The sequence below is a fragment of the Paraburkholderia kirstenboschensis genome (genome assembly GCF_032806925.1).
Classification (GTDB): domain Bacteria; phylum Pseudomonadota; class Gammaproteobacteria; order Burkholderiales; family Burkholderiaceae; genus Paraburkholderia; species Paraburkholderia kirstenboschensis.
In genome coordinates, this window is record NZ_CP136513.1 from 450454 (window position 1) to 464377 (window position 13924).

Below are 13924 nucleotides of genomic sequence, written 5' to 3' on the forward strand. Positions count from 1 at the left end.
CGTATCGCCTAGTCGAGCTTGAACTGCGTAACGGCGCTCGCGAGGCTCACCGCCTGCGATTGCAATGCGGCGGCAGCTGCCGTCGACTGTTCGACGAGCGCGGCATTCTGCTGAACCATTTCATCCAGCTGGCTCACCGCGCGATTCACTTCCTGAATGCCGCGTGTCTGCTCATTGGCGGCTTGCGTGATTTCGGAAATGATCGTTGTCACGTTGGCGACGTTGCTCACGATCTCCGTCATCGTTTCGCCTGCCTGACGCACCTGGCCCGAGCCTGAACTCACACTCGCGACGGTGGCTTCGATCAGCGCCTTGATTTCCTTCGCGGCCTGCGCGCTGCGTTGCGCGAGACTGCGCACTTCGCCCGCCACGACCGCGAAGCCGCGACCCTGTTCGCCGGCGCGGGCAGCCTCAACTGCGGCGTTCAGCGCAAGAATGTTGGTCTGGAAAGCAATGCCGTCGATCACGCCGATGATGTCGGATATCTTCACCGACGCGTGTTCGATCTCGCCCATCGTCGTGATCACTTCGGAGATCACGACGCCGCCGCGCGAAGCGACCTGCGATGCGGACACCGCAGTGGTGTCGGCCTGCTTCGCGGCGCTCGCCGATTGAGTGACCGTGGACGTGATTTCTTCCATCGACGCGGCGGTTTCCTGCAAGCTTGCCGCAGCCGATTCAGTGCGTCCGGACAGATCGACGTTGCCCGCTGCAATCTCATTGGCGGCCACGCGCACCGACTCGCTCGCGTCGCGAATCTGGCGCATCACGTGACTCAGTTTGTCGATAAACGTGTTGAACGAACGCGCGATCTGCGCGACTTCGTCGTTGCCGACGGCGGGCAGGCGCTGCGTCAGATCGCCTTCGCCCGAACCGATGTCGTCCATTGCATCGCGTACTTTCGACAGACGCTGGAACGAAACCGCGGTGACCGCCGCGACGATAGCCGCAGCAATGCCCGCAATCACGATCAGCGCGATGACGGACGCGGTCAGCAGCGAACGCATGCCGGCGGTTGCCTCCGCTTTGTCGAGCGCGGCGACCACGTACCAGTCCGTGCCCGGAACGGATTGCGCGCGCAACAGCTTGGCGCTGCCGCTCAAATCCAGCTCCACCGGACGTTGCGCGCTAAAGAGCGCGGCGAGCTTCTCGCCCGCGAGTCCCGGCGCCAGATCGGACACTGGCTTCAACGTGAGCTTTGCATCCGGATGCGCGACGATATTGCCGCTCGCGTCGATCAGCATGCCGAAGCTCGCGGGCGTCGGGTGGATCGACTTTACGTTGGCGATCACGCTATCCATTGCGACGTTGCCGGACACCACGCCCTTGAAGGTGCCGTCGCGTACCACGGGCACGGCGAACGCGACCACCAGCTTACCCGTGCCGATGTCGACATAAGGCGGCGTTGCCACCGGTTTGCCGGCTGCCGCGGCCTGCTTGTACCAGGGGCGCCCGGTCGGATCGTAGTCGGCGGGAATGCCCGTCGGGTCGGAAAACTTTGCTGTCTTGTCCGCGTAGCCAACATAAACGTTGGTGAACTTGCCAGCGGTGGCGATCTGCTTGAGCGCCGGCGACGGGTCGGGTTCCAGCACCGCGTTCTGCAGCGAGGCGATCATCTGGCTGTTGGCGGCAACCCAGTCGCTGATACCGGCTGCATGACTGCTCTCGACTGCCGTCAAACTGCTGTCGATGGCGTCGGCGTTATACGAATTCGCGATCACATAATTAAGGACCGCATTGGCAGCAAGTGCCGCCACGACGATGGCGACGCACAGCGCAACGATCCGCGCGCGAATGGAAGAGAACATGTTGGAGGTCTTTCGGATGAGCAGTGAGCCGTAGTGGATGAGGCGGGTGCCTCATACGCGGTATACGGCTCAGGAACAGAAAGACTTGAGCGCGCATGCACAGTGTTTGCGCGCAGTGCCTCGCGCGAATGCGTTATTGAATTCGTCTGAAGATAACGTTAAAAAACGGCCGCTGCGTTTTATAGCAGCGGCCGTTGTCATGCTTCGGTGTTATCGAACGATCAGGCGCCCAGCGCAGGATCGCTCATGCTGCTCTTGCCGGTCTCCACGTGACCCGCGAAACGGCGGGCGAACAGCGGGTCCGTGTCGACGGTGATCGCCAGGTCATACCAGCCGTGCGCATTGCGAAGGTCGAGGTAAAGCTCGTCCGTATCGCCGCCGCGCACCACGCGTTTGATCGCGTGCTTCGGGTCGTATGCATTGACGATCGTGAACTTGCAATGCGCGCTGCCCACGTTTTCAAGGCGCAGTTGCAGATTGCCGTTCACGACGTCGTAGCCTTCGAGCACTTCTGGACGCGCGATATCCGAGCCGTCCCACCAGCTGCGCGCAATCGGCCGGCCGGTGAAGCGGCGCAAGAATCCGTTCGGACCGTGCACGGTGAAATCGTAAGTGCCGTCGGCATTCAACGGGAACTGATCCTGCAAGCGCTTGCCGGCCTCGACCGTGTACGTGCGCGGAGCTTCGAGGCCATTCGCGCGATAGACGAGAAACACTGCGCCCGCGCCGCCCGTATTGACGAAGCGCATGGTCAACGTCTTATCGGCGCCTTCGCCATGTACTCGCACGAACATTTCATACGGCAGCGCGCGAGCGGGGCGCACGCCGGGTTCCTGGTGCGGGACTGCCTGGATTGCCGGCGGCAGCGGCACGTAATCCGGATGACGATTCTGGTCGGCCGGCACATAGCCGCTTGTGCTCGGCAACGTCGGGAAGGCGTCGTTCGGATTGCTGAAATTGAAGGCCGACGTCAGGTCGCCGCACACGGCGCGTCGCCACGGCGAGATGTTCGGCTCGCCGAGATTGTGCTGTTGGCCGAAGCGCTGTTCGATGAGGCGGATTACCGACGTATGATCGAACACCTCCGAGCACACATAGCCGCCTTTTGACCACGGCGAGACGACGAGCATCGGCACGCGTGGACCGAGACCGTACGGCGCGCCAACGTTCTTTGCATCGCCAGGATAGATTTCGTTGACGGTGTCGACAGTGGAGAGACCGTTCGCGCTCGAACTCGGCGCGCACGGCGGCACCATATGATCGAAGAAACCGTCGTTCTCGTCATAATTGATCAGGAGTACCGTCTTGCTCCACACCTCGGGATTCGACGTGAGAATCTGCAAGACCTGGTCGATGTACCACGCGCCGTAGTTCGCAGGCCAGTTCGGGTGCTCGGAATAGGCTTCCGGTGCGACGATCCACGAGACTTGCGGCAGCGCGTTGTTCTGCACATCGCGCTTGAGAATGTCGAAGTAGCTGTCGCCCTTCAATGCGTTGGTGCCGGTGCGCGCGTTCTCGTATAGCGGGTTGCCTGGTTGCGCGTTGCGGTACTGGTTGAAGTAGAGCAGCGAGTTGTCGCCGTAGTTGCCGATGTAAGCGTTCTGGGTCCAGCCCCAAGCGCCCTTGGCGTCGAGGCCGGTGCCGATGTCCTGATAGATCTTCCACGAAATGCCTGCGTTTTGCAGCACTTCCGGATAGGTCGACCAGCCGTAGCCGAGCTCGGAATTGTCGATCACGGGACCGCCGCCAGTGCCGTCGTTGCCTACGCCGCCCGCCCACATGTAGTAGCGGTTCGGGTCCGTCGGGCCCATCAGCGAGCAGTGGTACGCGTCGCAGATCGTGAATGCGTCGGCGAGCTGATAGTGAAATGGAATGTCCTCGCGCGTGAGGTAGGCCATGGTCGTCGTGCCTTTGGCGGGCACCCATTGATCGTAGCGGCCGCCGTTCCACGCTGCGTGCGTGCTGTTCCAGTCGTGCGCGAGATCTTGCAGGAATTGCAGTCCGAGGTTCGGTGCGCTCGGGCGAAACGGCAGGACATAGCCCAGATCCCCGGCAAGCGGTTGATACCACACCGGCTTGCCATTGGGCAGGTTGACCGCGCGCGTGTCGCCGAAACCGCGTACACCCTTGAGCGTGCCGAAGTAGTGGTCGAACGAGCGGTTTTCCTGCATCAGCACCACGATGTGTTCGACGTCGCGGATCGTGCCGGTCTTGTTGTTCGCCGGAATGGCGAGCGCGTTGCGAATGCCGAGCGGCAGCATGCTCAGCGCGGTGACGGAACCGGCCGCGTGCGCGGCAGAGCGTAGAAAATCACGACGATTTTTTGAGGTCATGGTATGTGCTTTCGTGTCTTCAGTGGGAAAACGATCCACGCAGCGCGGCAAGCATGAGCGGCGGGTGAAGCGCGGGACTCAGTCAACGGTATGGATTACAGGTGTGGCGAGGGGCGTCGAAGCGGCGGCGGACAATGCCGGGTCGGCGCTTGATGCGGGTAGTGCTGGACTTTGAAGCGTAACGGCGGCAGGCGAGGGCGATGCAGAAGATGGATTCGCCGACAGGACGGCGGTGTTGCCCTGATCGGCGGCATTCGGAGCAGAGCTAGCGTTGCCCGTATCCGGCGACTTGGCGTCGTCGTTGCCGCACGCGGCGATCAGCGCGAAAAGCGGCAGCGCCGCGAGGGCAATGGCCAAACGTTTGCGATGCAAGGCACTGAACGGCTTCGACACAAAGGACATAGCGATGTCTCCGGCACGGGGGAACGCGCGGGCATCGGGGTGCCCAGGTCAGCGGTGCGAAAAGAATAGCCGCTCACCTGTGTAAGTTTTGTGAAGTTTTGGAAATTTGGGGATTTGGTGACAAATGGGAGAGAGGCTTTCGCTCCGTCCGCTGCGTGCTGGCGAGCGGCAACCTGCCGCTACCGGTATCGCGACACGAACGCCGCGATTGCTTCGTTCAACCGGTCCGGCGCATCGCGGTGTGGCGAATGTCCGCAAGCGTCGAGCTTGACGAGCTGCGCATGCGGCACATATTCGGGAATGGTGTCGATCTGAGCCATCGTGCCGTAGTTGTCGTCGTGGCCTTGTATCGCGAGCAGCGGCTTGCGGATCGTCGCAAGCTGCTGCGCAATCGACCAGTCGCGGAACGCGGGATTCAGCCAGATATCGTTCCAGCCATAGAAAGCGGAATCGACGTCCGCGTGATAGCGGGCGAGCTTGTCGCGCAGGTCGGTGGTTTCGTAAAGCAGCTTCGTCTGCGCAATGCTTTGCACCGATATCTCTTCGACGAATACGTGTGGCGCGATGGCCACCGCGCCCGCCAGCGCGTCGGGATGCAACGCCGCGTAAAGCAATGCGATTGAGCCGCCGTCGCTGTGACCAATGACCCACATGCGTCGCCGTTCGTGCAGGCCGATGTCGAGTTCGTCTAGCAGCGCGGGCAAAATATCGCGCGCCTGGTCGCTCATGAAGTCGACCGGCCATTTGACGTGGTGGGGGCGCGGTGTCGACAAACCATAACCGGGACGCGAGTACACGAGTCCACGCATGCCGAGCCGCTCGCACAGCGATTGTGGCCAGTCGCGCCACATGGCGATCGAGCCGAGTCCTTCGTGAAGAAAGACGGCTATTGGCGCATGGCTCGTTGCGTTGCCAGTGGTGTCGGCGGCTTCATCGTTCAACCAGCGATATTCAATGCGCAGCGGCCCGTGCGATGCCGTGGCGGGCAAGTCGGCGAAATGGCTAGTGGGTGTCTCGACAGCGGCATTCTGCATGTATCACCTTATGACTGTTCGCGCAGTTTGAAGCGTTGAATTTTTCCGGTGGCGGTCTTCGGCAAGTCGTCGACGAACACGATATCGCGTGGATACTTGTGCGGCGCGAGCCGGTCTTTCACGAACGCTTTCAATTCGTCCACCAGTATCTCAGACGGTGAAAACTCGCGCTTCAATACGACGAACGCGCGCGTTTTCACAAGGCCGCCGTGATCGACACCGACCACGGCCGCTTCGAGCACTGCCTCATGCTGCACCAGCACCATTTCCACTTCGACTGGCGACACATACTGGCCGCTGACTTTCAGCATGTCGTCGCTGCGGCCCGCATACACATAGCAGCCATTCGGCAGACGGCTGTACTTGTCGCCGCTGCGAATCCACTCGCCGAGAAAAGTGGCTCGCGTTTTTTCGCGGTTACACCAGTACATCAGTGCGGCACTCGGGCCTTTGATAAAGAGATCGCCCACTTCGCCGTCGCCGACCGCGCGACCGCTGTCGTCGCGCAACTCCACTTCGTAACCGGGTACAGGGCGACCCGTGGTGCCATATTCGACTTCGCCCGCGCGATTGGACAGGAAGATATGCAGCATCTCCGTCGAGCCGATGCCGTCGAGAATTTCACAGCCGAAGTGCCGCGTAAATCGTTCGCCGATCTCGCGCGGCAATGCCTCGCCAGCGGAGGTGCAAACGCGCATCGCGACATCGTCGCGCGCGGGCAGATTCGGCGACACGAGCATGCTCGCGTAAAGCGTCGGCACGCCATAAAAAACAGTCGGACGGTAGCGCGTGAGGCGGGCGAAAACCGCGTCGGCGGTGGGGCGCTCCGCCATCAGCACAGCAGTGGCGCCGACCGAAAGCGGAAAGGTCAGCGCGTTGCCCAGCCCATATGCAAAGAACAGCTTAGCCGCGGAAAACACCACATCGCTTTCGACAATGCCGAGCACCGGCTTCGCATACAACTCGGCGGTCCAGTAAAGATTCGCATGCGTGTGGACCGTGCCTTTCGGTTTTCCGGTCGAACCCGATGAATACAGCCAGAAGGCGATGTCGTCGCAGCCTGTTGTGGCGGCTTTCAAGGCGGGCGTCGCGGCGTCGATGAGATCCTCCAGCACTGGCACCGCGAGCGGCTCGCCTTCAGGTACTGGCGACGCGCGGTTTGAGACGATGAGCTGGCAGCCGTCGTGCTCGGCTGTCTCCATGGCCTGCGTGACATTTGCGCCCAGCGCGCTCGACGCAATGACCGCGCGCGCATGACTATGCGTGAGCATGTAGACGTAATCGGCCGGCGTGAGCAGCGTGTTTGCGACTACCGGAACGACGCCCGCGTAGAGCGCGCCAAGAAAAGCGATGGGCAATGACACGGTGTCCAGCATCACCAGCAGCACGCGCTCTTCCGGATGCACGCCCAAACTGCGTAACGCGCTAGAAAAGCGCCGTGCGCGTTCTTCGAGTTCGCCGTAGCTCGTATGCCCGCTGTCGTCGATATACGCGGTTCTGGTCGCACGCGGCGCGTTCAATGCAAACAGGTGAGCCGCGAAATTAAAGCGAGCGGGCGGCGGCTCGACCGTGACGGCGGGCGGGCTTGCAGCCGGTTCGAACAGGGCTTCCATATGTCTCCTCCATCGAGTGGGGGCGGTCCGGCTGTTATGTGCTCGTGATCCGCTGAATGCCTGCGTGCGCTACTGCGTGCGCTTCTCGGTCAGGCGGTGTTCATCTTTTGTTGCATGGCTCAGGTCGTCATGCCGTGGGCGAATGGGTTAGCTGCGTAAGCGCATCGATTGCCGCTGCCGATGCCTGGATGGCCGAACGCCGGTGATAGAAACCGAGCGCGCGCAGACCGCCGAGTTCTTCGCCGCCGCCCGCGCGTCCCGGTCCACCGTGAAGCGACATCGGCATCACGTTGCCGTGGCCGGTCTGACTCTGCTCGACGGAAGGCGAAACCGCGTGCACGCGGCCGTGCGAATCGGCGAGCTCAAGAGCAAGCTTGCCGAGGTGTGCGTCGTCGTTTGAATAGATCGATGCGACGAGCGATCCCTGTCCGCGCCGCGCGAGGTCGACCGCGTGCGCTTCGCGCAGTTCGCCGACGCCGTTTGCGACGCGATATGGCGCGACGCTCGCCACGGGTCCGAAAACTTCGACATCGTGCAGCAGCGTCGCGTTATCCGGATCGTTGACCACGAACAGATGCGGCGCGATGCATGCAGCAACAGCCGCATCGGCGTCGATGAGCGGCGTGGCCGATCCGTCATACGCGAGCACCGCTTCGTCACGCAACGCTGCAATGCCCGCCAGCACGTTCTCGTATTGTGCGCGGCCCACGAGCGATCCCATGCGCACTGCGTCGTTGCGCGGATTGCCCACGGTGATTTTCGCGAGCTTCGTTTTCAGCGCATCGACCACGGCATCGAGCGCCGTGTCGGGAACGAACGCGCGCCGGATCGCCGTGCATTTCTGCCCGGATTTCACGGTCATCTCGCGCACGACTTCCTTGATGAAAAGCTCGAATGCGGGCGTGCCGGGCGTGGCATCGGCACACAGAATCGCGCTGTTCAGACTGTCCGCTTCGACGTTGAGCCGCGCGCCGCGTGCGACGAAAGCCGGGTGCGCGCGCAGCGTTGCGGCCGTTTCGGCGGAGCCCGTGAAGGACACGACATCGCATGCCTGAATCTGGTCGAGCAGCCCAGCCGAGCCGCCGCAAACCACAGAGAGCGCGCCGCGCGGCAGGATGCCCGCGTCGACGACATCGGCGATCATGCGTTGCGTGAGCCACGCCGTCGCGGTCGCGGGCTTGACGATGACGGGCACGCCGGAAAGCAACGCGGGGGCCGCTTTTTCCCACAAGCCCCACGACGGGAAGTTGAATGCGTTGATAAAAAGCGCGACGCCGCGCGTTGGCGTCAGCACGTGTTGCACGTTGAACGATTGATCCTTGCTCAATGCGCTCGCGTTGCCGTCGCGCAGCGCATGCACATTGCCGAGCGATGCGCCTAGCCTCGCGTAGTACGACAGCGTGAAAATGCCGCCGTCGATATCCACCGCCGAGTCGTTGCGCGTCGTGCCGGAGTTCGCGAGAGCGATCGCATAGTAGTCGTCGCGCTTTGCCTGAAGAAGCTTGACGACATCGGCGAGACGCGCGGCGCGCTCGGCATAGGTCAGCGCGCGCAGTGCCGCGCCGGCTTCATCGCGGGCAAAGCTGAACGCGTGTGAGAGATCGAGTCCTTCGCTGGACACTCGCACGAGCGCTTTTCCCGTTACCGGATCGGTCAGCGTCTGTCCTTCTCCGGTTCCCGCGACCCATTCGCCCGCTACGTGGTTCTTCAATAGTTCGATCATGACGGCACTCACGCAGCGGTAAATTCAATTGCGCCTTGCGGCAGGAGATAAAGCACGAGCGCTTCGCCGTTCGCCACCGTGGGTCGATGCGCGGAGCCTGCCTGATAGACGCACCAGCCCGCAGGATGGCCGTCGAAGGTCGCGCCTTCAATCAGCGGCATGATGAGATCGATCTCGCCGTGCGGATGCACATGATGGGGGCCGGCAATGTTCTTCATGTCGACCACGTCGACGGAAAAGCCGTGGGTGTCGGGCAGCGCCTTGAAGATGCGGCCGTAGCGGATGCCGCCGCCCTCCCGGTTGCACAGCCAGCCCGCCGCGACTCCCGCGCGGCATGCGGCGGCGAGATCGCGAAAGGTCTGGCTGTCCGCGGGATAGGTGCTGTTGAGCCAATCTGCGAGTTCGGCGTTCAGCGGCCGGCCCGCGAGTTGCGCTGTCACGCGGGCTATGAGGCGCTGGAAATCGGATGGGGACATGCGGGTCTCCAGACTGTGCGCACGCACGTTAGTGCATGTGTCGCGGTGCGCGGTCGCCATAATGCCGCTCGAAGAATCGCGGCGAGCTTGGTATGAGATCAATCTTCGGCGAAAATTAACCGTTCACTAAGTGTGTGTCAAGCACTATAGTACATGTATGGTTGGATCTAGGTAGAAAACATGAACCGGAATAACGTTGCTTCATCGTCCGACTCGTCGTCCGATTCGCCGTCGCTTGAAACTGTCGGCGAAGAGAGCGGGCGCGGCGAGCGCACCGGCGAGCGCGGGGAGCGCGACCCGTTTCTGACCGCGATGGGCGAGCGTGTGCGTCTGCTGCGCGCGCGGCGCGGCATGACCCGCAAGACACTCGCTGCTGAAACCGGCTTGTCGGAGCGGCATCTCGCGAATCTGGAATCGGGCGTCGGCAATGCGTCGGTGCTGGTGTTGCGGCAGATCGCGGGCACGTTGAACTGCCCGCTGGCCGAGGTGATCGGCGACGAAACCACTGCGTCCGCGGAATGGTTGCTGATTCGCGAACTGCTGCACGGGCGCGATCAGGCCGCATTGCAGCGCGCGCGAGTGGCGCTTGCCGAGATGTTCGCGCAGGCGCCGCGCGATCCGCATCGCAAGGACCGGATCGCGCTGATCGGACTGCGCGGCGCCGGAAAGTCGACACTCGGCCGGATGCTCGCGCAGGAGCGCAAGGTGCCGTTCGTCGAACTAACGCGCGTGATCGAGCAACTGGCGGGCTGCCCGCCGGCGGAAATCCATTCGCTATACGGCGCGAGCGCTTACAGACGGTACGAACACCGTGCGCTCGAAGCGGTGATCCAGGAGCACGAACGTGCGGTGATCGCATCGCCGGGCGGACTGGTGTCCGAGTCCGGCACGTTCAACGCGCTGCTATCGCACTGCTTCACCGTATGGCTGCAGGCCGCGCCGGAAGAGCATATGCGCCGGGTCGTCGCGCAGGGCGATCTGCGGCCCATGTCCGGCAACAAGGAGGCGATGGACGACCTGAAGCGCATTCTTGCGGGCCGCAGCGAGTTGTATGGCCGCGCGGACATGACCTTCGACACGAGCGAGAAAACCTTGGCGGACGCCTATCTGCAACTGCGCGACCGCCTTGCCGCGCGGCTCGCAGCCGAGTCGCCCGACGAGGCGCGGGCCGTCTGACATGCATTGAGACATCGGGGTTAACACTGTCACATGCATTAAAGTGCTTTACATGGGTTTGGCTGTGCACTATTGTCCGATCAACAATTTGCATCGTCCAGTCAGGAGACGCCCATGTCCACAGCAGAAACCGCCATCGCGCCGGTCGACTACCGCACCGATCCCTCGCAGTACAAGCATTGGAAGCTGAGTTTCAACGGCCCGGTGGCGACGCTCGGTATCGACATCGCGGAAGACGGCGGCATTCGCGACGGCTATAAGCTCAAGCTGAATTCGTACGACCTCGGCGTCGATATCGAACTGCACGACGCCATTCAGCGAATCCGTTTCGAGCACCCGGAAGTTAAAACCGTCGTGTTGACGAGCCTGAAGGACCGCGTGTTCTGCTCGGGCGCCAACATTTTCATGCTCGGTCTTTCGTCGCATGCGTGGAAGGTCAACTTCTGCAAGTTCACGAACGAAACGCGCAACGGACTGGAAGACTCGTCGCGTCATTCAGGCCTCAAATTTCTTGCGGCGGTGAACGGCGCCTGCGCGGGCGGCGGTTATGAACTCGCGCTTGCCTGCGATGAAATCTACCTGGTGGACGACCGCTCTTCGTCGGTGTCGCTGCCGGAAGTGCCGTTGCTCGGCGTGCTGCCCGGCACCGGCGGACTCACGCGAGTCACGGACAAACGCAAGGTGCGCCATGATCGCGCCGACATCTTCTGCACGGTGGTCGAAGGTATTCGCGGCGAGCGGGCAAAAGCCTGGCGTCTCGTGGATGAGGTCGTGAAGCCGAACCAGTTCGACCAGGCCATTCAGGCCCGCGCGCTCGAACTCGCCGCACGGAGCGATCGTCCTTCCGACGCGCAAGGTGTGATGCTCACGCGCATCGAGCGTACAGAGCGCGACGACGGACTCACATATAAAACGCTGGACGTCACGATCGATCGCGCTAAACGCATCGCGACATTTACCGCAAAAGCGCCGCAAACGGAACAGCCGGCGAATATCGACGCCATCGTCGCCGCGGGCGCGCACTGGTGGCCGCTGCAATTCGCTCGCGAACTCGACGACGCCATTCTGTCGATGCGTACCAACGAGCTTGAAGTCGGCACATGGATATTCCGAACCGAAGGCGAAGCGCGCAACGTGCTCGCCGCCGATGCGGTTTTGATGCAGCACAAGAACCACTGGTTCGTGCGCGAAACGATCGGCTTGTTGCGCCGCACGCTCGCGCGTATCGACGTTTCGTCGCGTTCGTTGTTTGCGTTGATCGAACCGGGCTCGTGCTTCGCCGGCACGTTCGCCGAACTCGCTTTTGCCGCGGATCGCTCGTATATGGCGGCATTGCCGAGCAATGAGGAAGAGGAGCCGGCCATCACGCTGTCGGAAGTGAACTTCGGTCTCTACCCGATGGTGACGCATCAGTCGCGGCTTGCGCGCCGTTTCTATGAAGAAGCGGAACCGCTCGACGCCGTGCGCTCGCTGAGCGGCCAGGCGGTCAAGCCGGTCGAAGCGGAGCGTTTGGGGCTTGTCACTGCAGCGCCGGATGACATCGATTGGGCCGACGAAATTCGGATCGCACTCGAGGAGCGCGCGGCAATGTCTCCGGATGCGCTGACCGGACTCGAAGCGAATCTGCGCTTTAACGGCCCGGAAACAATGGAGACGCGCATTTTTGGCCGTCTCACCGCGTGGCAGAACTGGATCTTCAACCGGCCGAACGCAGTGGGCGAGAAGGGCGCGCTCAAGGTGTACGGCAAGGGCAGCAAGGCGCAATTCGACGTATCGCGAGTTTGACGCACGAGCGCGACGCGACGCCCGCTACCCGATACGCCTCTCACCTTCCGCATTGCAAGGAACGACCATGTCAACGATCAACTACAGCGAAAAGATTCCGAACAACGTCAACCTCGCCGACGACCGCGCGCTGCAACGCGCGCTCGAGCAGTGGCAACCGAACTTCCTGTCGTGGTGGGGCGATATGGGCCCGGAAGGCTCGCACGGCTACGACGTGTATCTGCGCACGGCGGTGAGCGTGGATGCGGGAGGCTGGGCGCACTTCGATCACGTGAAGATGCCGGACTATCGCTGGGGCATCTTTCTGACCCCGGGTGACCAGGACCGCAAGATTCACTTCGGCGAACATAAGGGCGAAGCCGCATGGCAGGACGTGCCCGGCGAGCACCGCGCGAATCTGCGCCGTATCATCGTGACGCAAGGCGATACGGAGCCCGCTTCCGTCGAGCAGCAACGACACCTCGGCTTGACCGCACCTTCCATGTACGACTTGCGTAACCTGTTTCAGGTCAACGTGGAAGAAGGCCGCCATTTGTGGGCGATGGTGTACCTGCTGCATCGCTACTTCGGACGCGACGGTCGTGAGGAAGCCGAAGCATTGCTCGGGCGCCGTTCCGGCGACGACGACAATCCCCGCATTCTCGGTGCGTTCAACGAGAAAACGCCGGATTGGCTAGCGTTCTATATGTTCACGTACTTCACCGACCGCGACGGCAAGTTCCAGTTGTCCGCACTCGCTGAATCGGGCTTCGACCCGCTCGCGCGCACCACGAAGTTCATGTTGACGGAAGAGGCGCACCATATGTTCGTCGGCGAATCGGGCGTTTCGCGTGTGATTCAGCGGACTGCTCAGGTGATGAACGAACTCGGCACCGACGACGTCGCCAGGATTCGCGCGGCCGGCGTGATCGACTTGCCGACCATTCAGCGCTATCTGAACTTCCATTACTCGGTGACGATCGACCTGTTCGGTGCGGACCATTCGTCGAATGCGGCCACGTTCTATAGCTCGGGCCTGAAGGGCCGCTATGAAGAGGGCAAGCGCGACGACGATCATCAACTGAACGGCCAGAGCTACAAACTGCTGGATGTGCAGGACGGCAAGCTCGTGGAGCGCGAAGTGCCCATGCTCAACGCGATGAACGAGGTGCTGCGCGACGACTATATCAGGGACTCCGTCGCGGGCGTCGGGCGCTGGAACAAGGTGCTCGAAAAGGCCGGTATCGACTTCCGCATGACGGTGCCGCACAAAGCGTTCAACCGGCAGATCGGCACATTTTCAGGCACGCGCGTGTCGCCCGACGGCCGCGTGATCGGCGAAGCCGAGTGGGCCGCAAACGAAGCGAAGTGGCTCGCCACACCGGAAGACCGCGCATTCGTTGCGTCGCTGATGGGCCGCGTCACGGAACCCGGCAAGTTCGCGAACTGGATTGCGCCGCCCGCGATGGGCGTGAACCGTCAGCCGGTCGATTTCGAATACGTGCGCTTCAACTGAATGCAGGTTTCGCGCAGTGCAAGAATTGTTGCAATTGCACGAAGCGCGCGTGGCAAGCTTGCGCAGCACTACATGGTGG

At 62.2% G+C, this 13924-nt stretch carries 10 protein-coding genes; 3 read left to right on the forward strand and 7 right to left on the reverse strand.

The window, feature by feature from the left end; translation table 11 throughout:
- Window positions 1-8: 8 nt before the first annotated feature.
- The 7 genes from RW095_RS24705 to RW095_RS24735 form a co-directional block, all read right to left on the reverse strand.
- Window positions 9-1808 carry a methyl-accepting chemotaxis protein gene (locus tag RW095_RS24705; RefSeq protein ID WP_317021537.1) on the reverse strand — a complete coding sequence of 600 codons (1800 nt, stop codon included), beginning with the start codon at window positions 1806-1808 and terminating at the stop codon, window positions 9-11.
- Between the two features lie 221 nt (window positions 1809-2029).
- Complete coding sequence (locus tag RW095_RS24710; protein ID WP_317021538.1) at window positions 2030-4141, reverse strand: phosphocholine-specific phospholipase C; 2112 nt, start codon at window positions 4139-4141, stop codon at window positions 2030-2032.
- A 78-nt stretch (window positions 4142-4219) separates the two neighbouring features.
- On the reverse strand, window positions 4220-4543 hold the full coding sequence (locus RW095_RS24715; RefSeq protein ID WP_317021539.1) for a hypothetical protein: 324 nt from the start codon (window positions 4541-4543) through the stop codon (window positions 4220-4222).
- A 179-nt stretch (window positions 4544-4722) separates the two neighbouring features.
- Entirely contained in the window at window positions 4723-5577 is an 855-nt protein-coding gene (locus RW095_RS24720) for an alpha/beta fold hydrolase (protein WP_317021540.1), read from the reverse strand.
- Window positions 5578-5585: 8 nt separating this feature from the next.
- On the reverse strand, window positions 5586-7190 hold the full coding sequence (locus RW095_RS24725) for a benzoate-CoA ligase family protein (RefSeq protein ID WP_317021541.1): 1605 nt from the start codon (window positions 7188-7190) through the stop codon (window positions 5586-5588).
- A gap of 127 nt (window positions 7191-7317) precedes the next feature.
- Window positions 7318-8913: a 3,4-dehydroadipyl-CoA semialdehyde dehydrogenase gene (locus tag RW095_RS24730; RefSeq protein WP_317021542.1), complete on the reverse strand. Its 1596-nt coding sequence runs from the start codon at window positions 8911-8913 to the stop codon at window positions 7318-7320.
- A gap of 8 nt (window positions 8914-8921) precedes the next feature.
- Window positions 8922-9389, reverse strand: coding sequence for a 4-hydroxylaminobenzoate lyase (locus RW095_RS24735; protein WP_317021543.1), 468 nt, complete (start codon window positions 9387-9389; stop codon window positions 8922-8924).
- A gap of 180 nt (window positions 9390-9569) precedes the next feature.
- On the opposite strand from RW095_RS24735, the gene RW095_RS24740 reads away from it, so the two are divergent.
- From RW095_RS24740 to boxB, 3 genes are all read left to right on the forward strand, one after another.
- Window positions 9570-10565 carry a helix-turn-helix transcriptional regulator gene (locus RW095_RS24740; protein ID WP_317021544.1) on the forward strand — a complete coding sequence of 332 codons (996 nt, stop codon included), beginning with the start codon at window positions 9570-9572 and terminating at the stop codon, window positions 10563-10565.
- Window positions 10566-10679: 114 nt separating this feature from the next.
- On the forward strand, window positions 10680-12350 hold the full coding sequence (gene boxC, locus RW095_RS24745) for a 2,3-epoxybenzoyl-CoA dihydrolase (protein ID WP_317021545.1): 1671 nt from the start codon (window positions 10680-10682) through the stop codon (window positions 12348-12350).
- Between the two features lie 67 nt (window positions 12351-12417).
- On the forward strand, window positions 12418-13845 hold the full coding sequence (gene boxB, locus RW095_RS24750) for a benzoyl-CoA 2,3-epoxidase subunit BoxB (protein ID WP_317021546.1): 1428 nt from the start codon (window positions 12418-12420) through the stop codon (window positions 13843-13845).
- The last annotated feature ends 79 nt before the right edge of the window (window positions 13846-13924 follow it).

Bases quoted from the DNA above. Each gene is read 5' to 3' on its own strand.
- RW095_RS24705 (WP_317021537.1), bottom strand. From the start codon at position 1,808: ATGTTCTCTTCCATTCGCGCGCGGATCGTTGCGCTGTGCGTCGCCATC.
- RW095_RS24710 (WP_317021538.1), bottom strand. From the start codon at position 4,141: ATGACCTCAAAAAATCGTCGTGATTTTCTACGCTCTGCCGCGCACGCG.
- RW095_RS24715 (WP_317021539.1), bottom strand. From the start codon at position 4,543: ATGTCCTTTGTGTCGAAGCCGTTCAGTGCCTTGCATCGCAAACGTTTG.
- RW095_RS24720 (WP_317021540.1), bottom strand. From the start codon at position 5,577: ATGCAGAATGCCGCTGTCGAGACACCCACTAGCCATTTCGCCGACTTG.
- RW095_RS24725 (WP_317021541.1), bottom strand. From the start codon at position 7,190: ATGGAAGCCCTGTTCGAACCGGCTGCAAGCCCGCCCGCCGTCACGGTC.
- RW095_RS24730 (WP_317021542.1), bottom strand. From the start codon at position 8,913: ATGATCGAACTATTGAAGAACCACGTAGCGGGCGAATGGGTCGCGGGA.
- RW095_RS24735 (WP_317021543.1), bottom strand. From the start codon at position 9,389: ATGTCCCCATCCGATTTCCAGCGCCTCATAGCCCGCGTGACAGCGCAA.
- RW095_RS24740 (WP_317021544.1), top strand. From the start codon at position 9,570: ATGAACCGGAATAACGTTGCTTCATCGTCCGACTCGTCGTCCGATTCG.
- boxC (WP_317021545.1), top strand. From the start codon at position 10,680: ATGTCCACAGCAGAAACCGCCATCGCGCCGGTCGACTACCGCACCGAT.
- boxB (WP_317021546.1), top strand. From the start codon at position 12,418: ATGTCAACGATCAACTACAGCGAAAAGATTCCGAACAACGTCAACCTC.